Origin of the sequence: Acinetobacter sp. (genome assembly GCF_041919735.1) — a bacterium.
Lineage (GTDB): Bacteria > Pseudomonadota > Gammaproteobacteria > Pseudomonadales > Moraxellaceae > Acinetobacter.
Genome location: NZ_JAYRTF010000049.1, coordinates 1 through 3,613 on the forward strand (window position 1 = coordinate 1; position 3,613 = coordinate 3,613).

At 45.8% G+C, this 3,613-nt stretch carries 2 protein-coding genes; both read right to left on the reverse strand.

Annotated features, from left to right (window positions below; genetic code table 11):
- Window positions 1–1,251, reverse strand: a 1,251-nt coding sequence (locus ACE3T3_RS15800) for an IS4-like element ISApu2 family transposase (RefSeq protein ID WP_270805043.1), incomplete at its 3' end; no start/stop codon positions are given.
- Window positions 1,252–1,648: 397 nt separating this feature from the next.
- Window positions 1,649–3,613, reverse strand: a 1,965-nt coding sequence (locus tag ACE3T3_RS15805; protein ID WP_374668606.1) for a glycosyltransferase, incomplete at its 5' end; no start/stop codon positions are given.

Genomic DNA, 3,613 nt, shown 5'->3' on the forward strand with positions numbered 1-3,613 from the left:
ACCGTCTAACGTGTTGTTTTGCTTGGATTTTCTCTGCCTACTCTTTTTGCCGTTTTTGGATAAATACACCATTGCCCACTCCAACTTCTCTGTTATTTCCTGCCACGCACCATGGATGATGCTCGCCAATATCGGCATTAACCAAAGCGCGCTGTTTTTGGCAATCTTCAGCATCGATAACTCCGCGCTGCCAATCAGCGTCAGCGCCAGCCGACGTTTGACCAGCAAGGCCAGCAAACTAGCCCAGATCAAGCCTTCCGCTATCGCTTTTTGTCGTGTCGCGAACGCCTTCAACCGGTTATGTGATTTCAGCTCTTTGAACAACAGTTCGATCTGCCAACGGCAACGATACAATGCCATCACCTTCTCGGCTGGCCATCGCTCACGCGGAAGATTGGTCATCCATATACAGAACCGTTTTTCCTCTGCAAACCAACGTCTTATGAGTCGATATTTATACTTTCCCGAACTCACATCCAGATCCAGAACCTCGGCTCTGCAGCTTCTCCGATCGATATCCTTGAGCTTTTTTCCGAGTAACTTGGGCATTTCCCTGCCGTCCTGTCGGTAAGCTGCCTGTACTTTGGGATTGAGATTTTGACTCCCTCTGACCAGATAGCTTCCTTTGGCTTTGGTCACATCAGCAAAGTACTCGCGGCTGATGTAACCGGCATCCGCCAATAACAGTTTGTTATTTAACGAATTTGCGGCCGGAAGATGCTTGCGCTCCGATTCGGTATCCGCCGTGATACTCATCGATATCGGCGACTGGTCCAGCAAGGACATGGTCATATGACACTCTACCGCAGCGGGGCTGTGCTTATTGAATCGGCCCGGGAAATGTTCTGCCAATTGCGGATGTAACGCGAATGACGACCCGTCCTGCAGCAGTACCTGCTCAAAGCCTGCCAGTCCGTGGGCGTCCGGTAGACACTCCTTGAGGCGTAAGGCGATGGCTCGTTCAACCAGTGCGCGCATGAACAAGGGAAAACCCTGCTTGCGTAACTGGTTGTGAAAGGGTTTATACGCTATTTGGTCAGTATCATGGAGCTGCAACGCATTGAAATGGCGATGCAAACCAGCAATACCATCCACCTTGTCGCAACCAAGCCCTGAGAGCAGAGCCGGGAGTAGTCTCGCAGGCTGGATATCCCGGAGTCGCTGACAAAAACCGGTAAATTTACCGATCCGGTTGAGTTCAGAAGAGCTAAGAAGTTGCTTGAGGTACTGGGTTGCATTGATAATAGTCATGGCTTCGGGCGTGTCGGTTTTTTTTTGCGATTAAATCAGATCACAAACGAAGCCTTTTTTCTATCTATTTCAATTGGTTGTAGCTAAAGATCCTGTACATGATTTTACCTATCTGTCCATGCTGCTGGGTAATATGTACTCTTTGTGTGCAAACTAATTTCCACAAGAGTCTATTTTATATATTTAAATTTCGTGGTACCACTGAGTTTATTGAAGCAGCGTTTAAATAGAGAAAAATAGAAGTTAACGTAGAAGTAAAATGTTAGTTTTGAATGCCAACTAACATTTTAAATACCATTAGCCTTCCATATACTGAAACATCTCATCAACACGGAATTCATACTCTAATAGATGAGAGTGCAACTACAAAGTAGTAATAAAAATATTTAACTCATGGCTAACTAAATTTCCCCAACCATTCAGATGTGACCCTTGAGACGTCAAAACCAGCCGACATTGATTTGACATTCAATTTAACCACAGAAAATTCCGTTATTTTTGACGCAGCACTCATATTATCAATGAAATTAAATTCACTTGGATATAACTCATCTGAACCAGGCCATTTTATAATTATCGGCATCGCACCACTAGCGGCACCGTCACCAATGCTAAGATGGAACGACTCATGATCACTGGTTGATAATACATAGCCAATTTTCTGGTACCAAGTTGCCATGTCATTACCAAAGCCATCAAAGAAGACTGCATCTTTCAACCATTTACTATTTTCAATGCGAGCATATTGCGCTTCATAAAAAGCCATCTCTTCTGGCCTGTTCTTCATCCAAGGATAGTCTTCCGGCTTTTTACCTTTAATAAAAAGACGATAACGAGAATCCTTTTTACGGACCTCTTCCAAGATGTCCAAGGCCTTATCGAGGCGTTTCATTTTAGGGACGATACCTATCAGACCGATATTAAACTCAGCTCCATCGAGTTTAGGCCGATCCAACTTTTCACAGAGAACATAGTTCGGAATCACATGGCATTTCTCGCGCGGAATCATCGGTTGCTTGAGCAGACCATCATCCAGTAGATGCTGGCTTACAAAATTAATTGAACTAATTTTGCTGAAGTTCATCTTGCTAAAGTATTCGAGGTTAACCTCTTGTCCATGCACGCGAATGTGGAGCTTCTGATGGGCTTGCAGATGACTGCTATACCAGACCGCGTTGCCCAATGCCCACTCGCAGATGATAATGTCAGCCCGGCGAAGCAGCGCCTTGCTTCTCTGTTCATTGTGCTTGTTATGGCCCAACCACCGATCGACCAATACGGTGAAACCCTGTTGCTTGAACCTTGCCTCCAAGTGAGTGAAGAACTTGAGGTCATGACCTGCTAACAGGATCACGGCCTTGTTCCTCGCAGGGAATTTCTCAAGCATGGGTTGCAGATGCTTGACTGCGACGTGTTCGAAGGAGTGTTGCTTGACCAGATTTTCCAGTGGTGCTGTCAGACGTTTTGTTTTCTTGAGCATCAAGGCGAAACGGGCTCGTTGCTCGAGCTCTTGCTGATTTCTGGCGAACAGCTCGAATTTACTGCCCAGTAATTTTTCATACAAGGGCGAACGGTTCAGGAGAACGGGAATCTTGGCAAGTCCATACTCGAGTAACTTTGTGGAGAGCTCCTTGGTGTGCTGCTCAAGGCTATCGTGGCGCCATGCCCATGCAAGATCTGCAGAAAGCAGGGCATTTAGCACTTGCTGACGGGCAGCTCGCCCGTGCCAGACAATACCATTGCCGCTGCTGAGCTGTTGCAACGTCTCTTGATAAAAGCCGGGGTCATCTTTTGGGTTGTGAATCTTATCACCATAAATATGCAGCTCGAGCTTTGGTAATGTCTCCTGCAATTTTCTATAAGTGCTGAATAACTCACGTATTCCCCATTCCGGGGCAAATTTGCCGGCGTATATCAAAATTTGCTTTTGGCTATCTTCAATCCGCCTCCCAGTCAGCCTGGCCGGAACCATAGGCGGAAGGAGTGACGTGGTCGCTGAAGGGAAGTTCAGAGCAAAGAAATCAGACAGCTCACTTGTTTGACACAAAACATGGCCAGAAGAATAAATGATGTCATCAATTTTATTCTTCCATTCAACGGTTAACAACTCGGTAGATTGAGGTATGTCCGTCAAATAGGGGATAAGTCTACCATCTAGCGTACCAGCATCGGCAAGGGCTTTACAGACATCCGACCCTCTCACGATCACGGCATCAAAACAGCCATGCTCTTCTTCAAAGTTCTTGAACGTATTGACAACTGCTTCTGGTTTCATTGGACCCTTGTCGGGTTCAATCAAATAAATATTGTCAAACTTGTAGGCATCATCAATAACTTCTGTGCTTTTTATTTTGTCTTTCAA